The following is a 16,540-nucleotide window of genomic DNA, read 5'->3' on the forward strand; positions in this document are numbered from 1 at the left end:
TATGTCTAATGCCCCTCTTAAAGGAATACGTGTCATCGAATTGGCCCGCGTCCTCGCTGGCCCCTGGGCGGGACAAATTCTCGCTGACCTTGGCGCTGACGTGATCAAAGTGGAGAATCCTGCGGGGGGTGATGAAACCCGCGGCTGGGGTCCTCCGTTCATCACCAGCAAGGAGGGTGAGAACCTTTCCGCCGCCTACTTTCACTCCTGCAATCGCGGCAAACGCTCGATTACCGCTGATTTCACATCGGCGGAAGGTCAGGAAACCGTCAAGGCACTCTGCCGGACGGCCGATGTGGTACTGGAGAACTTCAAGGTCGGTGGCCTGAGGAAATACGGGCTCGATTATGAATCGCTGAGCGCTGACAATCCCCGTCTTGTCTATTGCTCGATCACCGGATTCGGCCAGTCCGGTCCCTATACCACGCAGGCGGGCTATGATTTCATTATCCAAGGCATGTCCGGCCTGATGTCGGTGACCGGAGAGCCGGACCGTGAACCGCAAAAAGTCGGGCTTGCCGTTGCGGATGTCTTTACCGGGCTTTACTCAGTCATCGCAATTCAGGCTGCACTCACGCACGCGGCCAAGACAGGCGAGGGCCAACTGATCGACATGGCGCTCTTCGACGTGCAGTCGGCAGTGATGGCCAACCAGGCGATGAATTACCTAGCGACGGGAAAGAGCCCACACCGCATGGGCAATGCGCACCCGAATATTTCGCCCTACGAAGTCGTGCCGACCTCGGACGGTCACATGATCCTGGCGGTCGGCAATGACGGACAGTTTGCCCGGTTTTGCAGCATTGTCGGGTTGACAAGTCTCGCCAGCGATCCTCGCTTCCTGACGAACCGGGCCCGGCTGGAAAACCGTACCGAATTGACGGCACTGATCAGGTCCGAGACCATCAAACACACTCGTGCCGAGTTGCTCGGGGCCTGCGCCAGAAATGCTGTGCCGGCCGGCCCGATCAACCAGATCGGCGAAATGTTCGACGATCCGCAGATCGTTTCGCGCCAGTTGAAGCTCGATCTCGACGATGCGCATGGCAGCACCATTCCTTCGGTGCGCACGCCGATCATCATGTCGAAGACGCCACTCAGCTATGACCGGCCGAGCCCACGCCTTGGCGAACACAGCGCAGAAATATTGAGCGAATTGAAGGATACATCCGATGAAAACCGGCGGTGAACTGATCGTTGAGGCGTTGGTCGCCAATGGAACCGAGCGCCTGTTCTGCGTCCCGGGCGAGAGCTATCTGGCGGTGCTCGACGCCCTTTATGACGCCGATGTCGGCGTGACCGTCTGCCGGGCCGAAGGCGGCGCCACGATGATGGCTGAGGCATGGGGCAAGCTGACCGGCAAGCCCGGCATTTGTTTTGTTACCCGTGGCCCCGGGGCAACCAATGCCTCTCCCGGCATCCATATCGCCCAACAGGACTCCACCCCGCTGATCCTGTTCATCGGTCAGGTACAGCGCGAAGCACGTGAACGCGAGGCATTTCAGGAAGTCGAATACCGTCGATTCTTTGCTGACACTGCAAAATGGGTTGCGGAAATTGACGACGCGCGGCGTATTCCGGAATTCGTCACGCGAGCATTTTCGGTCGCGACATCGGGCCGTCCGGGCCCGGTCGTGCTCGCATTGCCCGAGGACATGCTGACCGACAAGGTCGAAGCCGTCACGGCTCAGGGCTGGCAACCGGTCGAGACCGGCCCCTCACCCGCCAGTATCGAGAAGCTTGCAGATCTGCTGCAAGGGGCAAAAAAGCCGTTTATGATCCTCGGCGGCTCGCGTTGGAACGAGCGTGCAGTTCACTCGATCACACGCTTTGCCGAAAAATGGCACCTGTCCGTCGGTTGTTCCTTCCGCCGGCAGATGCTGTTCAATCATCTTCATCCCAACTTTGCGGGCGACGTCGGTATCGGCATCAATCCAGCACTCGCAGCGCGGGTCAAAGAGGCCGACGTATTACTGCTAGTCGGCGGACGCTTCGGTGAAATGCCCTCCTCGGGCTATACGCTGATGGACAGTCCCTACCCCAAGCAAACATTGATCCATGTGCATCCAGATGCCGACGAACTAGGACGCGTCTATCGTCCGAGCCTCGCAATCAACTCTGCCCCTGACGCGTTTGCCGAAGCTGTGGAACATCTCGCGCCACCCTCGCACATCAACTGGCCGGGCGAAGCCGAGATTGCCCACGGGTCCTATCTTGCCTGGTCGACGCCGCCGAAGACCGGGCCGGGCAAAGTGGCGATGGGACCCATCATGTCCTTTCTCGAAAGCGTACTGCCCGAGGATGCGATCATGACCAACGGTGCGGGCAATTACGCGACGTGGCTGCACCGCTTCCATCGCTTTCGCCGTTTTGGCACGCAGGCTGCTCCGACTTCGGGCTCGATGGGTTACGGGCTGCCGGCAGCCGTTGCCGCAAAGCAGCTCTACCCCGAACGCACCGTCGTATGCTTTGCCGGCGACGGCTGTTTCCTGATGAACGGTCAGGACTTCGCGACGGCGGTCAAATACGCGCTACCGATCATCGTCCTTGTGATCAACAACAACATTTACGGCACGATCCGCATGCATCAGGAGCGAGAATATCCCGGACGCGTATCCGCGACGGACCTGACCAACCCGGACTTCGCCATGCTGGCGCGCGCCTTTGGCGGTCATGGCGAGACAGTTGAGACGACCGAGGAATTCGAGGGCGCTTGGCAGCGCGCTGTCCAGAGCGGCAAGCCGGCGATTATCGAAATCCGCCTCGATCCCGAAGTGATCACACCCGCGAAGACGCTGACCGACATCCGCAACAAGCACTGATTGCCATGACCACCATTACATCCCCGTAACGCAAATGAGGATAGCAAGGCGGCGCTTTCAATGTTATGGAGCGCGCCTGATGAGACTATACGAAAGCGTCTGACTTGAGCAATCCGGCAATCACAATCGTCATTCCGTGCCGAAACGAGGCCGCAAATCTAGCCTTTCTCCTTGATGAAGTGGATGCCGCCATGGATGGCCGCAGCTACGAGGTGATTGTCGTCGATGACGGCTCGACCGATGCGACGGGCGCCGCTCTGGAGGCAAGGATCAAGGCCGGAAAGCCGCTGCGCCATGTGCGACATGATAAATCCGCAGGCCAGAGCGCCGCGGTGCGTTCAGGCGTGTTTGCTGCCAAGGGCAAGGTCGTCGTGACGATGGATGGCGACGGGCAGAACGATCCAGCTTACCTGCCCAGGCTGGCCGACGCGCTGCTGCAGGCGGGTCCCGCAATCGGCATTGCCGCCGGGCAGCGCCTGAAGCGGACCGACACCAAGCTGAAGCAGATCTCGTCGAAATATGCCAACATGCTGCGCGGCGCGATCCTCCAGGACTATACCCGCGACTCCGGCTGCGGCCTCAAGGCCGTGCACACACACCTCTTCCGCGAACTGCCGTTCTTTGACGGCTGGCACCGTTATCTGCCGGCACTGGTCATCCGCGAGGGCTATGGCGTCGTGCATGTCGATGTGGTCGACCGCGAGCGCCGCCATGGCAAATCCAACTACGGCATTCTCGACCGCGGCCTGCGCGGCATTCTCGATCTATACGGAGTGTGGTGGCTGAGAAAACGCCGCAAGACCGTTCCAACGATTACGGAGATCAGCCATGGCTGACGCTATCACCAACTGGCTGCACTCGGTTTTCATCGCGCAGTTCGATGCCTGGGTCGTGCTCGGCTTTTTCGCGCAGGCATGCTTCACCATGCGCTTCGTGCTGCAGTGGCTCGCCTCCGAACGGGCCAAGCGCAGTGTCGTGCCGGTGACCTTCTGGTTCTTTTCGCTGTTCGGCGGCGCACTGCTGTTCGTTTATGCCATCGTCCGCAAGGACCCCGTGTTCATCGCCGGACAAGGCCTCGGACTTGTGGTTTACATCCGCAATCTCTGGCTGATCGCCAATGAGAAGAAAGCAATGACGCAGGACACATGAGTACGGGTTTGTCGATGACCGACTCCCATTCTGCACCCTCCAGTAGCCTCAGACGGCTTCGCGTCAGCCACTATCTGTTGCTGATCTTCATCTGCCTTGTCTCCTTCCTTCCCGGTATCGGCTCGATACCGCCGCTGGACCGGGATGAATCCCGCTATGTCCAGGCCACGCATCAAATGGCCGAGAGCGGCGACTACGTCGACATCCGCTTTCAGGACGCGTCCCGCTACAAGAAGCCGATCGGCATCTACTGGTTGCAGAGCGCCGCGTTGAAGCTGACCGGCCATGACGGCGATGCACCGATCTGGGCTTACCGGCTGGTGTCGGTGACCGGTGCGACGGTGGCGGTGCTTGGCACTGCCATCCTTGGCGCCGCCTTCTTCGGCCAGAGCGCCGGCTTGCTGGCTGGGATCGCTCTCGCCGCAATTGTCATGCTTGGCTTTGAAGCCCGCGTGGCCAAGACCGATGCCATGGTCCTGACCACCGTCGTATTCGCGCAGGGCGGTCTTGCCTGGATCTGGATGGCAAGCCGCATGCAGGCGCCGGAAAGATGGGCGCCAGCACTTGTGTTCTGGGTGGCAACTGCAGCCGGCGTCCTGATCAAGGGGCCGATTACGCCGTTTGTAAGCCTCCTGACCATGGCGACGCTCAGCCTGTTCTACCGCGACTGGCGCTGGCTGAAACGGCTGAAGCCGCTGAGCGGCATTCTCATCCTGCTGGCGATTGTCCTGCCCTGGCTAATTCTGATCACCCTTAAGAGCGGCGGCGCGTTCTTCAACGAATCCGTCAACAAGGACTTCCTGTCGAAAGTCGGCGATGGCCAGGAAAGCCATGGCGCACCGCCCGGCTATTTCGCGCTGATCTTCGTCGTCTTCATCTGGCCATTTGGCGTACTGGCTGTTCGCGGCGGACTGCAAGCGCTGGCCCGCCTGCGTGACGACCCACGCCTCGCCTTCCTGACCGCCTGGTACATCCCGTTCTGGCTGGTAACGGAGCTTATTCCGACCAAGCTGCCGCATTACATCCTGCCGGCCTATCCGGCCCTGCTGCTTATGATGGCGTGGGCAATTGATACAGGCATCGCCAATGAGCCGTATCGCGGACGCTGGCAGATCTGGCTGGAGCGCCTGACGCTGTTTGGCCTCGCCGCGGCAACGCTTGGCTTCATGGGAGCCGGCCTCGTGCTCCCCTATGTCATGACCGATTCGTTCTCGTTTCCGGGAATAATCGTCTTCTTTACCGCCCTTGCGGCCGGCGTCTTTGCCAGCGGCCTCATCTTGAATCACAATCTCAAGGGAGCGCTGCAAGCTGCTGCAACTTTTGCGATTATCACCTTCGGGCTGCTCACCTGGGGTGTCATCCCGGCCTTGACGCCGATATGGCTGAGCCCGGCCATTGCCGATGCCTTCAAAGCCGCCAAGCAGTGCAATAACAGTGTGCTCGCCTCAGCGAGTTACGCCGAGCCCAGCCTTGTGTTTCTGGCCGGCACCGGAACGGTACTGACGAATGGTCAGGGCGCAGCACAGCACCTTCTGGCGGATCCGGCCTGTGCCGTTGCCGCCGTCGATGAACGCGAGCGTGATGCCTTTATCGCGAGCCTGCCGAAGGGCGAGCAATCGGTTGCGGCAGTCGCGACGGTTTCGGGCATCAATTACAGCAAAGGTCGCAGGACGACCATAACGCTGTACAGGGCGCTGCAATAGGCCGATCAGCCGCCGGCTCGTTTTATTATCCGCCATCGCAAGGGACCGTAAGCGACCTTTCGTCAACTGGACGTGGCGCAGATCTTGCCGATAGCTTCGGGTCGCAAATCGAAAGGGAGAAGACATGACTGACATATGGTTTCGTACGGGTGAAGCAACGGTTCTGGCAGCAGAGGGACAGGCGACGGATGCCATGCCGGAAGTTGTCATCGGCTCGGTCAGAGGCCCTGTCGGGCAGGCCTTTGCCTCGATGATGGGCCAGGTTAAGGGTCATACCCGCATGTTCGTCGTCCGTGACCTCAACCAGGCGGTTCGTCCGGCAACGATGATGACCACGAAAGTGACCATCAAGAACATGGCATATGCGGAATTGCTCGGAGGAGTGGTACAGGCAGCTATGGGCGATGCAATCGTAGACTGCCTGATTGAGGATATTCTCCCCAAGGACCAGGCCGACGAACTATGCATGATCATTACAGTCTGGCTTGACCCCCGTTGTGCCGAAGACGAAAATCTAGACCACAAGGATCTCTACCGGACCAACTACGAGGCCACGAAGCTCGCGATTTCGCGGGCCATGACCGGCTCGCCGACCGTGGAAGAGCTGATCGCCAATCGCAAGACGGTGAAGCACTACGCTCTGGACGGTGTCATCGCCTACTGAGCCTAGTGACAGGAGCCCGGCCCAGGTTTTTCCGTGGACCGCTGGAACCTGTCGTCGAAATCGCGGGCAACGTCCGCGATCGTGACATTGCCGAAGCGTGATATCAGGATTGCCTCTGCTTCGGCAAAGGCATCCTGCAACGCTGCATTGACTGATTGTTCGACCAGACAGGTCGGGTGATCGATTGCAAGCCCGATTGCGAATACCTCCGGGCTGCCCAAAGCCCGGTGGATATCGAGGAGCGAGATCTGCTCGAGCGGCCGGGAAAGCGTCCAGCCGCCGCCGTGGCCTTTCACCGAATGCACATAACCTTGCTCGCGCAAACCCGCCATAGTCCTGCGCACCACCACCGGATTGGTATTGAGCATCCGGGCGATCACTTCTGAGGTCGCAGAGCCGTCATGCCGATCCATGTGGATCAGCACGTGCAGCATGCGTGATAGTCGGCTGTCGTGTCGCAAATTCCTGGCTCCTTCCGGTTTTCCTAGCACGCGATATGTTCCGTAACAAGATGTGTTACATAACCGTTGACACGACCGTTTCATGTAACTTATGTTGTTCTCTATCTTCATTTTCGGCAAAGGAGCGGCCATGTCCCATGATGCAATCGTAGTTGGCGGCAGTTTCGCAGGGCTATCGGCCGCAATGCAGCTTGCCCGTGCGAGGCGGCAGGTACTGGTCATTGATGCCGGCCTTCCGCGCAACCGTTTTGCGGCAACCTCCCACGGCTTCCTCGGTCAGGATGGCCGATCACCCCGCGACATTGTTCAGGACGCCAGGCAGCAACTTGCCCGGTATCCGACCGTTGAATTCATTCACACGGAGGCCATTGCGGCCCGGCAGACCGACACTGGATTTTCCGTAGCGTTGGCTGATGGACGAGAGCTGTCCGGCCGGCGCCTTGTCCTTGCGATTGGCGTGAAGGACGAATTGCCTGCGATCCCCGGTATTGCGGAACGTTGGGGCGTGACAGTCCTGCATTGCCCGTACTGTCATGGCTACGAAGTGGGCAACCAGCCGTTGGGTGTCCTCGCCAACACCCATCTCTCGATCCACCATGGGCTGCTCCTGCCTGACTGGGGACCGACGACCTATTTCACGCAAGGCGTTTTCGAACCCGACGAAGCGGAGGCCGCCAAGCTTGCCGCCCGCGGCGCTCGCATCGAGCAGACACCTATCGTCGAACTCCTGGGCACCTCACCTGCGATGGAGGCCGTCAGGCTCAGCGACGGCAGGATCGTGCCCGTGGCTGCCATCTTCACTGCCCCCAAGACACACATGGCAAGCCCGCTTGCCGAGCAGCTCGGCTGCGCCTTCGATGACGGACCGCTCGGGCCGCTCATTCGCATCGACGGCCACAAGGCGACGACGGTTCCCGGTGTCTACGCAGCAGGCGATGCGTCAAGCGCCATGGCCAATGCCACACTTGCATCTGCGGCGGGAGTCATGGCGGGTGTCAGCGCGCACCAGTCTCTCATCATGGCGTAATGGACTGGAATGCGACGAATGTCGAATTGACGGTAAACCTGGCTCGACAGATCATCAGGGAAGTCAGTGGGTGGATGGAAAGCGGTCGTGGTTGTGGCCGCCCGAATTGGTGCATATGCTTACGGACACGTTCGATTAATGCAAAGTTCGGGACAATGGACGCTCCACATCAACGTTGACCACAAAACGAATGCTGCTTGGCCTTACCGCCGCAGCCGCCGCTGGGCTGGCGGCGTTAATCGGCATCACTTTCGCATCTAACCTGCTCCAGCTTGCCGTTGCCACGCTCGTTTCCAACGAAGAGTGGAGAACTCCGCCAGTCTTTCAAGGCGTGCTGCTCTATGCGGTGTTCGGCTTTCCGTTATCCCTGATCTTCAGCATGGCCATTGGTCTGCCAGTATGGAAGCGTGCGGAGTCTCGGCCTTTGCGCAGCAGCCGCGACGCGATCGCACTGGGTGCTAATGTCGGCGCGACTATTGGTTTGCTTTTGCTAACGTTCAGTCTCGTCATGGGATTGAGGACCTACTTCGATGACAACTCTAGCTACAATAGTTGGAGTTGGGGCTATCAGGTGACGAAGGATGGCTTACCAACGCTGTTCGGTTGGTTGTTCAAACTCCTGAATGTGCTCTACTTCACACTCGCAGGCGCAGCGGGTGGTCTGGCCGCTCGTTGGACTGCGCTGCCCAAAGTCGAGAGACAATAGCAGGTTCGCTGCACCCGATGCGTCCGTCTGGATCAAATCCGGCGGCTTCGCCTAGAACTATACGCAGCAACTGAAGTCTGCTTCTAAACGTCCTTCCCCACCAGCGGCCTTCCGACAGACCGATAATCGAGCCCGGTCCCTTCGAGATCCTGGGCGCTATAGACGTTGCGCAGGTCGAACAGGATGTTGCCGCTCATCAAGCCCGCTACCCGCTTAAGGTCAAGCGCGCGGTAGGCGTTCCATTCGGTGAGGAGAACGGTGATCCCAGCGCCGTCGGTGGCCTCGTAAGCGGATTTGCACCAGGTGACCCCCGGCAAAACCTGCTCCGCCGCGACACGCGCTTCCGGGTCGTGGGCTCGGACAGCCAAACCCGCTTTTTGCAGCACAGGAATGATGTCCAGCGCAGGCGACTCGCGAATGTCGTCGGTATTGGGTTTGAAAGCGATGCCGAGGACCGCAACGGTCTTCACGCCTTCCTTCTGCGCCGCTTCGATGACCCTCTCGGCCATGGAGCGCTTGCGCTGTTCATTGACGGTGACAACCTGCTCGATCAGCGTCTGCGGCGCATTCATCTTGCGGCCCGTCGCGGCATAGGCGCGGGTGTCTTTGGGGAAGCATGAGCCGCCGAAGCCGGGGCCTGCATGCAGGAACTTCGAGCCGATGCGATTGTCCATGCCGATTGCCCGCGCCACATCCTGCACATTGCCGCCGGCCTTCTCGCAGAGATCGGCGACCTCATTGATGAAGGTCACCTTCATCGCCAGGAACGCGTTGGCCGCATATTTGATGATCTCGGCATTTTCCAGCGTCGTTACGATCATCGGCGTCTCGCGCAGGTAAAGCGGGCGGTAGACACGCTTCATTGCCGCTGTACCGCGCTCGTCATGCACGCCGACAACAACGCGGTCGGGACGCAGGAAGTCTTCGACGGCGGAACCTTCGCGCAAGAACTCCGGATTGGACACCATGGAGAACGGAACGTCCGGCCGTGCCCGGGCAATGCGCTCGCGCACGTCGGCATTGGTGCCGACAACTACAGTCGATTTGATAACGATAACAGCGCCCGGCTTCATCGCCGCAGCAATTTCATCGGCCGCCGCGTGGATGTATTGCAGGTCAGCCTCGCCGTCGCCACGGCGGGAGGGCGTACCAACGGCTATGAAGATGACATCGGCTTCCGCAACAGTCGTTGCGAGATCCGTCGTGAACACGAGGCGTCCGTCGCGTGCATTGCGCACCAGCAGCTCATCAAGGCCAGGCTCATAGATGGTGACTTCACCAGCCTGCAAGCGCTCAATGATCGCCGGATTCTTGTCCACGCAGGTGACCTGGAAACCAAATTCCGCAAAGCAGACACCCGACACCAGACCGACATATCCGGTCCCGATCATCGCAATCTTCATCGAACTATTCCAATCCGTATCGATTTCATGGCGCAGACATTTCGCACATTAGCGTTGCGCTGCCAATCTCAGCTTTGTGCGAAACAACGCCAGAGTGACGATATCCTGGCGTTGAAGGCGCAACTGCGGGTATCAGGCCAGTTTCGGCGGCACACGCTGCGGACCGTCACGTTCGGCCGAGGCTGCCCAGAGGTTGACATTGGCGTCATTGGCGTACTTGTCGATCTCTGCAAGCTCCGCATCCGTAAACTCGAGATTGTCGAGCGCCTTGACGCAGTCGACGACCTGCTGTGGTTTGCTCGCCCCGATCAATGCGGTCGTGATGCGGCCCTTCCTGAGCACCCAGGCAATTGCCATCTGGGCGAGCGTCTGACTACGTTTACCGGCAATGTCATTGAGTGCACGAATATTTGCAATGTTGGGCTCGCTCAGGAAATTCGGGTTGAGCGATTTGCCCTGCGCCGCACGGCTCTCCTCTGGGACGCCCTTCAGATACTTGTCGGTCAACATGCCCTGCGCCAGCGGCGAGAACACGATCGAGCCGATCCCGAGTTCCTCCAAGGTGTCGATCAAGCCATCTTCCTCGATCCAGCGATTGATCATCGAATAGCTGGGCTGATGAATAAGGCAAGGCGTACCAAGCTCTTCAAGAATGGCTTCGGCTTCGCGGGTCCGTTTCGAATTGTAGGAGGAGAGGCCGACATATTGTGCGCGGCCGGACCGGACAATGTGGTCGAGCGCCATCATCGTCTCTTCCAGCGGCGTATCCGGATCAAACCGGTGCGAATAGAAGATATCGACATAGTCGAGACCGAGCCGCTTGAGGCTCTGGTCGCAGCTGGCGATGACATATTTGCGGCTGCCCCATTCGCCATAGGGTCCCTGCCACATGCCATAGCCGGCTTTCGACGAAATGATCAGCTCATCGCGATAACCCTTGAAATCATTGCGCAGGATTTCGCCGAACGCTTCCTCCGCAGATCCGGGCGGCGGCCCGTAATTGTTGGCGAGATCGAAATGCGTGATTCCGAGATCGAAAGCCTGGTGGCAGATCGCCTGCTTGAGGCTGTGTGGTGTATCGTTACCGAAATTGTGCCACAACCCCAAAGAGATAGCGGGAAGCTTGAGACCACTCCTGCCGCAGCGATTGTATTTCATTGTGTCGTAGCGTTTGGAATCCGGTGTCCAGCCCATGGTCGTCGTCCTGTTCCTGTCCATATCAGAGCCGCGTGAAATCGATTCCACGGCGCGCCGGACTATGGCCCAAACGTTTGATCATGTCATGACATGAATTGGTAAAATCAGCCCTTGATGACCTGCCCATCATTGTCAAACCGGTAGGTCCGCCCCGCATCCGGAGTGGCATAGAGCACGCCGTCGACATCGTAATTGTGCTCGCCGAAGAGCCGGACGGTCAGCGGACCGAAATCGGTCTGGAGATAGATGATCGTGTCGGCGCCAAGGTGCTCGACGTGAATCACCGAACCTTTCCATTCGCCCGATGTCTTGCTGACCTGGATGTGCTCGGGCCGGATGCCGATGGTCTTGGCTCCGCTCTGGCCGAGCTTTGCCGCATCGATGAGGTTCATCTGTGGTGAGCCGATGAAGCCGGCGACGAAGATCGTCTGCGGCGCGTTGTACAGCTCCATGGGCGAGCCAACCTGCTCGATCTTGCCCTTGTTCAGCACCACGATCTTGTCGGCGAGCGTCATCGCCTCGACCTGGTCGTGCGTCACATAGATCATGGTCGCCTTGAGCTGCCGGTGGAGGCGCGCGATCTCGAGGCGGGTGTTGACGCGCAGCGCAGCATCGAGGTTCGAGAGCGGCTCGTCGAAGAGGAACAGTTGCGGTTCGCGCACAATGGCGCGGCCAATCGCGACGCGCTGGCGCTGACCACCTGAGAGTTCTGCCGGGCGGCGTTCGAGATATTCGTCCAGCGACAGCATGCTAGACGCGATCCCGGTGCGTTCCTTGATTTCGTCTGCAGGCTTGCCCGCCTGTTTCAGGCCAAGGCCCATATTGTCGCGAACTGACAGGTGGGGGTAAAGCGCATAGGTCTGGAACACCATGGCAATGCCGCGCTTGGCGGGCGGCGTGTTATTGACCTTCTTGCCATCGATCAGGATATCGCCAGATGTCGCATCCTCTAACCCCGCGATCACCCGCAGCAAGGTGGATTTGCCGCAACCGGACGGTCCGACAAAAATCACGAACTCGCCATCCTTGACTTCAAGGTCGATGCCTTTCAGCACGTCGACATGGCCGAAGGACTTGCGGATATTTTCAATCTTCAAAGAACCCAATGTCTTGTTCCCGTTTCTTGGATAAATTTATAGGTCTACCGGCCTGCCGGTTCTGACGCTTTCATCCGCCGCGAGGCAGACGCTCAGCGAACGCACCGCATCCAGCATGTGGCGGGCAAGGTCGAGATTTTCGCGAATTGCCTTCAGGACAAAGGCCTGCTCCAGATCGCAAAGCTCCTGATGTCCCGGCTCTCCGGCCATGTTCAAGAGTTCGTCCGGCTCGGCAAAGCGTCCGTCCGCCGCAGTCCTTGCGGAATGCAGCCGTATGGTCGAAGTCTTGGTGTGGGAGTCGATGTCATCTGATTTGGCGTTTTGGTCCATGACGATGGAAACGCAGCCGTTTGGCGAGATGACATCCTTCACGAAGAAGGCCGTCTCCGACATCATCGGACCCCACCCAGCCTCGTACCAGCCGACGCTCTTGTCGTCGAACAGGACCTGCAGGTGGCCGTAGTTGTACATGTCTGCATCGATCTCGCCGGAAAGGCGAACGCCCATGCCGCGAACCTGAACTGGCTTGGCGTCGGTGATCTGCAGCATTACATCGAGATAATGCACACCACAATCGACGATGGGTGATGTCGTCTTCATCAGCGACTTATGGGTTTCCCAGGTAGCACCGCTCGACTGCTGGTTGAGGTTCATGCGGAACACGTAGGGACCGCCGAGCTTACGCGCCTCTTCGATCAACCGCACCCACGAAGGATGATGGCGGAGGATATAGCCGATCACGAGCTTGCGGCCATGCTTCCTGGCGGCAGCGACGACCCGCTCGGCATCGGCTACCGTCGTTGCAAGCGGCTTCTCGACGAAGACGTCAGCGCCCGCATCCATGGCCGCCACGGCATAATCCGCGTGGCTGTCGGAATAGGTATTGATCGACACGAGATCGGGCTTGAGCTCGGCCAATGCTTCGTCGAACGACGGATGGATCGTGTAGGAGCGCAGTTCTTCCGGCAGGGGCACAATCGAACGGTTGACCAGCCCGACAATCTCGAAACCCGGATTGTTGTGGTAGGCCAGCGCATGACTGCGGCCCATATTGCCGAGCCCCGCCACAAGAACCCGGATTGGCTTTTGCGCTATCATTTGACCGCTCCCGATGTGATGCCGCGGATGAGCTGCCGCGAGAAGACGAGGTAGAGGACGAGGACCGGCAAGATTGCCAGCGTCAACGCGGCAAGGACTGCGTTCCAGTTGGTGACGAACTGTCCGATGAACACCTGCGAGCCGAGCGTCACTGTCTTGGTCGCGTCGCTTGGAGCAAGGATCAGCGGGAACCACAGATCGTTCCAGATCGGGATCATGGTGAAGACGGCTACGGTGGCCATGGCGGGCCGGACCAGCGGCAGCACCAGCCGGAAGAAGATCGAATATTCGGAGAGGCCATCGATCCGTCCCGCATTCTTGAGATCGTCAGAAACGGTCCGCATGAATTCGGTGAGGATGAAGACCGCAAGTGGCAGGCCCTGCGCCGTGTAAACCAGAATGAGCGCCGTCAACGTGTTGACGAGCCCAGCGGCAACCATCCCTTGCAGGATCGCTACCGTGCCGAGGCGGATGGGGATCATGATGCCCAGCGCCAGATAAAGGCCCATCATGGTGTTGCCTTTGAAACGGTATTCCGAAAGCGCAAAGGCGGCCATTGCCCCGAACAGCAGAACGAAGAAGATCGAAACGGCCGTGACGATGAAACTGTTCTGGAAGTAGAGGACAAAATCCCCTTGCCCCAGCACGGTATTATACCCGACAAGGCTGAATGTGGACGGCGTCGGCAGGCCGAGCGGATCACGGAATATCGATGCCCGGTCCTTGAACGAGTTGATTACGGTCAGGAACACCGGGAAGAGCGCGATCAGCGTGTAGGTGCCGAGCGCGAGGTGCACGAGGCCGGTGCGCAGGGGCGATGCGGTTGGTTTGGCCATGGATCGATCGCTCCTAGAACTGGTACCGGCGCATGCGCCGCTGGATAGCAAAGAGATAAAGGCAGACACCCGAGAGGATGATTAGGAACATCACCGTCGCGATCGTCGCGCCCATGGACTTGTCGCCGATCTGCAGCTGGAAGCCGAAGAAGGTGCGGTAGAGCAAAGTACCAAGGATATCCGTTGAGCCATCCGGCCCGGCGAGCGCACCCTGTACGGTATAAATCAGGTCGAACGCATTGAAATTGCCGACGAAAGTCAGGATGGAAATGATGCCGATCGACGGCAGGATCAGCGGCAGCTTGATCTTCCAGAACTGGCTCCAGCCGGTGACGCCATCGCATTCGGCAGCTTCGAGAACTTCATCGGGGATGTTCAGCATGGCCGCATAGATCAGCATCATCGGGATGCCGACATATTGCCAGACCGAGATGAGCGACACAGCGATAAGTGCCGTGCCCGGTTTGCCGAGCCAGGGTGAAAACATCGACTTCAGACCGACCAGGTCCATCAGATAGGGCGATACGCCCCAGATGGGTGACAGGATGAGCTTCCAGATGAAGCCGACGATCACGAAAGACAGGAGCGTCGGCAGGAACATGGCGGTACGGTAAAACGCACCAAAGCGCAGCTTCGGCACGGAAAGCAAGGCGGCCAGCGCCACACCGATCGGGTTTTGCACCAGCATATGGATCAGGAAGAAAACGAAATTGTTGCGCAGCGCATTCCAGAAGCTTGCCGCCCAGCGCGGATCACCGAACAGAACCTGGAAATTGCCAAAGCCAACGAATACGCTCTGGCCGTCCTTGACGTTGAACAGGGAGAGCCGCAACGTTTCGATGAGCGGCAGGATCATCACAGCCGTATAGACAAGCACCGCCGGTGCGAGAAACACCAAAATGTGCCAGCGCCGCTGGCGCTTGTCTGCGCCTCTGTCGATCGATACTTCTGCGACTGTGGTCATTAGAGCCCTGCTTTTGATTTTTGGTCGTGCATAACGCGGCACACGACTGCCGTTCTCAAGATGATAGCGCAACGGCCAATACCGTGCTTCAGATAAAGAAATGGCCGGAACGCCCATGACGGACGCTCCGGCTATTGAGTGGTTACTTGGCAGGCTTGAACCAGCTGTCGAGTCCGTCCTGAAGCTTCTTGGCCGCAGCTTCCGGTGTGTCGGTGCCGTTGATCACGTTGGCCGATTCAACCCAGGTTTCGTTCTCGAGGTTTGGCGTGCCGCGTGACAGGATCTGGTAGGTCGAGCGGATCGTCGGCTTGCACTTTTCGCGCCAGGACACGAATTCCTGGGCTAGCGGGTCCTGCATCTTCACCGCGGTCGAATTCAGGCTGAAGAAGCCCGGAAGGGCGTTGGCGTAGATGTCGGCAAATTCCGGAGAGGCAACCCAGTCCAGGAACTTCTTGGCTTCTTCCGGGTGCCCGCTCTTGGAATTGAGACCGACACCGATGTCGTTGTGGTCGGAGATGTAGCATGCGTCACCGGCATTTTTGACCGGCGGCGGGAAGGCACCCATCTTGAATTGGGCCTGCGTGTTGAACAGACCGATTTCCCACGAACCAGCCGGATAGATCGCAGCGCGGCCGAGCGTGAACAGGTTCTGACTGTCTGGATAAGTCTGCGCTTCGAAACCGTCGCCGAGATAATCCTTCCACTTGAGAAGAACCTTGTAAGGCTCGACCCATTCCGGATCAGTGAGCTTGGATTCGCCCTTGATCAGTTTGGCGCGGCCCTCTTCACCCTTCCAGTAGGTCGGTCCGATGTTCTGATAGCCCATCGTTGCGGCTTCCCAGAGATCCTTCGTGCCCATTGCCATTGGAATATAGGTTCCGTCGGCCTTGATCTTGTCGAGCGCAGCGAAGAATTCAGCTTCCGTGGTCGGGATGGCAATTCCAAGCTTGTCGAAGGCATCCTTGTTGTAGATGAAACCATGGATAACCGAAGCCATCGGTACGCAGAACGTGTCCTTGCCATCGTCCGTCGTCCAGGCAGCCTTGGCGACGTCGGAGAAGTTCTTCATGCCCGAAAGGTCATTGAGGCTTGCGAGATTGCCGCGCTTGAACTGTTCCAGCGACTTGTCGAATGGACGGCAGGTGATGATGTCACCGGCGCTGCCCGCATCGAAACGCGCACCGAGGGCAGCGTCGTATTCGGTCGGAGGCGTTGGAGAGAACTTGACCTTGATGCCGGGGTTCTTGGCTTCGAAAGCCGGAATCAGCTTCTCCTGCCAGATCGCAAGATCGTCCGTACGCCAGCTTTCAATCGTCAGTGTGGTATCTGCTGCATGGGCAAATCCGGCCGTAGCCAGAATGCTCGTCGCCATTAGCAGTGTTTTCAGTGTTTTGCTTCCCATTTTAGTCTCCT

16 protein-coding genes are annotated in these 16,540 nt (G+C 58.9%); 8 read left to right on the top strand and 8 right to left on the bottom strand.

The features are described 5' to 3' along the window. Position 1 precedes the first annotated feature (1 nt). From CU102_RS06915 to fae, 6 genes are all read left to right on the top strand, one after another. Complete coding sequence (locus CU102_RS06915) at positions 2-1,189, top strand: CaiB/BaiF CoA transferase family protein (RefSeq protein WP_106710272.1); 1,188 nt, start codon at positions 2-4, stop codon at positions 1,187-1,189. After that, complete coding sequence (locus tag CU102_RS06920) at positions 1,173-2,822, top strand: thiamine pyrophosphate-binding protein (RefSeq protein WP_106710273.1); 1,650 nt, start codon at positions 1,173-1,175, stop codon at positions 2,820-2,822. The genes CU102_RS06915 and CU102_RS06920 overlap by 17 nt, the downstream gene beginning before the upstream one ends. Positions 2,823-2,926: 104 nt before the next feature. Continuing rightward, the gene (locus CU102_RS06925; protein WP_106710274.1) at positions 2,927-3,658 is read left to right on the top strand and encodes a glycosyltransferase family 2 protein; all 732 of its coding nucleotides are present in this window, start codon (positions 2,927-2,929) and stop codon (positions 3,656-3,658) included. Further along, the gene (locus CU102_RS06930; protein ID WP_106710275.1) at positions 3,651-3,971 is read left to right on the top strand and encodes a lipid-A-disaccharide synthase N-terminal domain-containing protein; all 321 of its coding nucleotides are present in this window, start codon (positions 3,651-3,653) and stop codon (positions 3,969-3,971) included. The genes CU102_RS06925 and CU102_RS06930 overlap by 8 nt, the downstream gene beginning before the upstream one ends. 14 nt (positions 3,972-3,985) lie before the next feature. Continuing rightward, on the top strand, positions 3,986-5,674 hold the full coding sequence (locus CU102_RS06935) for an ArnT family glycosyltransferase (protein ID WP_106710357.1): 1,689 nt from the start codon (positions 3,986-3,988) through the stop codon (positions 5,672-5,674). Positions 5,675-5,798: 124 nt separating this feature from the next. Beyond that, a complete protein-coding gene (gene fae, locus CU102_RS06940) occupies positions 5,799-6,338 on the top strand; it encodes a formaldehyde-activating enzyme (protein WP_106710276.1) in 540 nt (179 codons plus the stop codon). Between the two features lie 2 nt (positions 6,339-6,340). Here fae and CU102_RS06945 read toward each other — a convergent pair whose 3' ends face one another. Then, on the bottom strand, positions 6,341-6,799 hold the full coding sequence (locus CU102_RS06945) for an Rrf2 family transcriptional regulator (protein ID WP_106710277.1): 459 nt from the start codon (positions 6,797-6,799) through the stop codon (positions 6,341-6,343). A gap of 130 nt (positions 6,800-6,929) precedes the next feature. On the opposite strand from CU102_RS06945, the gene CU102_RS06950 reads away from it, so the two are divergent. Both CU102_RS06950 and CU102_RS06955 read left to right on the top strand, forming a co-directional pair. Further along, positions 6,930-7,826 (top strand): NAD(P)/FAD-dependent oxidoreductase, encoded by an 897-nt coding sequence (locus tag CU102_RS06950; protein ID WP_106710359.1) that lies wholly within the window; start codon positions 6,930-6,932, stop codon positions 7,824-7,826. A 175-nt stretch (positions 7,827-8,001) separates the two neighbouring features. Continuing rightward, positions 8,002-8,532 (top strand): hypothetical protein, encoded by a 531-nt coding sequence (locus tag CU102_RS06955; RefSeq protein WP_133624411.1) that lies wholly within the window; start codon positions 8,002-8,004, stop codon positions 8,530-8,532. Positions 8,533-8,615: 83 nt separating this feature from the next. Here CU102_RS06955 and CU102_RS06960 read toward each other — a convergent pair whose 3' ends face one another. From CU102_RS06960 to CU102_RS06990, 7 genes are all read right to left on the bottom strand, one after another. Beyond that, a complete protein-coding gene (locus CU102_RS06960) occupies positions 8,616-9,935 on the bottom strand; it encodes a UDP-glucose dehydrogenase family protein (protein WP_106710279.1) in 1,320 nt (439 codons plus the stop codon). A 132-nt stretch (positions 9,936-10,067) separates the two neighbouring features. Further along, positions 10,068-11,129, bottom strand: coding sequence for an L-glyceraldehyde 3-phosphate reductase (mgrA, locus tag CU102_RS06965; RefSeq protein ID WP_106710280.1), 1,062 nt, complete (start codon positions 11,127-11,129; stop codon positions 10,068-10,070). A 107-nt stretch (positions 11,130-11,236) separates the two neighbouring features. Further along, positions 11,237-12,238, bottom strand: a complete 1,002-nt coding sequence (locus CU102_RS06970) for an ABC transporter ATP-binding protein (RefSeq protein WP_106710281.1) — start codon at positions 12,236-12,238, stop codon at positions 11,237-11,239. A 27-nt stretch (positions 12,239-12,265) separates the two neighbouring features. Then, a complete protein-coding gene (locus CU102_RS06975; protein WP_106710282.1) occupies positions 12,266-13,327 on the bottom strand; it encodes a Gfo/Idh/MocA family protein in 1,062 nt (353 codons plus the stop codon). Continuing rightward, positions 13,324-14,163: a carbohydrate ABC transporter permease gene (locus CU102_RS06980; protein ID WP_106710283.1), complete on the bottom strand. Its 840-nt coding sequence runs from the start codon at positions 14,161-14,163 to the stop codon at positions 13,324-13,326. Before CU102_RS06980 ends, CU102_RS06975 begins: the two co-directional genes overlap by 4 nt. 13 nt (positions 14,164-14,176) lie before the next feature. Then, positions 14,177-15,127, bottom strand: coding sequence for a carbohydrate ABC transporter permease (locus tag CU102_RS06985; RefSeq protein WP_106710284.1), 951 nt, complete (start codon positions 15,125-15,127; stop codon positions 14,177-14,179). Positions 15,128-15,269: 142 nt separating this feature from the next. Next, on the bottom strand, positions 15,270-16,529 hold the full coding sequence (locus CU102_RS06990) for an ABC transporter substrate-binding protein (RefSeq protein WP_106710361.1): 1,260 nt from the start codon (positions 16,527-16,529) through the stop codon (positions 15,270-15,272). Positions 16,530-16,540 lie beyond the last annotated feature (11 nt).

Source organism: Phyllobacterium brassicacearum, from assembly GCF_003010955.1.
Classification (GTDB): Bacteria; Pseudomonadota; Alphaproteobacteria; order Rhizobiales; family Rhizobiaceae; genus Phyllobacterium; species Phyllobacterium brassicacearum.